Below are 1,065 nucleotides of genomic sequence, written 5' to 3' on the forward strand. Positions count from 1 at the left end.
GAGAGCAAAAGAATATGGATATTCGAGTAAAATATTTGAAGAAAGATTTAAAAATGTTAGTGATTTACAAACCTCATTAAAAAAATTAATTAGCGTTCAAAAAGCTCAAGTGATTAAGGACAAAAAAGAAAAATTAGAAAAGCAGAAAATATACAAAGCCGAATCTGAAAGAAAAAAACTAATGTATTTAATATTTGTAGGAATTGGAGTTGTGGTTTTTTCTTTAGTATTCATAATTTATCGAAAATACAAGCACATCCGCTAACAGCTAGAGTTTCGTTGCGTGCGAAGCACGAACAATGAAACTCGTGTTGAACGGAACCGGCAATTATCTTGTAATATGGAGTTATCGAAAAGTGTAAATAAGGCTATTTGAGAAGTGTTTCTATTTCTATTATGGAATTATCGACAATGTATTGAAAATCAATTAAGTAATATAAATAGAAACGTCCTTATTCTATTGCAAAAATACAAAAAATAGTTTTTGAATTTGTTTTTAATGGTTGTTTTTGAAAGGAATTTATTTTAAGGCTCGCAAGCTACCGTAGGTTTAGTTCAACACACGCTACAAGCAATTTGGGTATTAGGCTTAATTTGAAATTGGTTTTGTGTCAGGAAGATTTGGCAAATCCGAATAATGGGCTTAATTTAGTCCCAAACTGCTTTTAGCGCGGGAACGTTAGCGGTAATTCCCCCTAGACTCCCGCCCTGACCCCGTAAGCTAACGATCGTTGCGTAAAAATTCTTAAATTAGCGATGCTCAATGCAAGGCCGATTAAAAACTGTTGCGTAATAGCACGTGCGTCATTCTGGTTGGGAAGCGTGTGATGCCCCCAGTGGTGGTCTCGTCTTAAAACGAGAACCCCGATTAGAATATTCTATTTATCCGAAAGAGCTTCCTCTTTGAGCATTTTATTAACCCTAAAAAAGTTTTAAAATGAAAGAACAAAATCAAATTTCGATGGACATTGTCAACCCAAAAGCTGCAGGAATAGACATCGGAAGCAGAAGCCATTTTGTAGCTATTGGTCAAAAAGAAGAACACGTAAGAGAGTTTGGTGTTTA

General features: G+C 34.7%; 1 protein-coding gene. It reads left to right on the forward strand.

Annotated features, from left to right (window positions below):
* Positions 1-265, forward strand: a 265-nt coding sequence (locus FPG59_RS16840; protein WP_176330789.1) for a hypothetical protein, incomplete at its 5' end; no start/stop codon positions are given.
* Positions 266-1,065 lie beyond the last annotated feature (800 nt).

This window comes from Flavobacterium sp. FPG59 (assembly GCF_002150205.1).
Lineage (GTDB): Bacteria > Bacteroidota > Bacteroidia > Flavobacteriales > Flavobacteriaceae > Flavobacterium.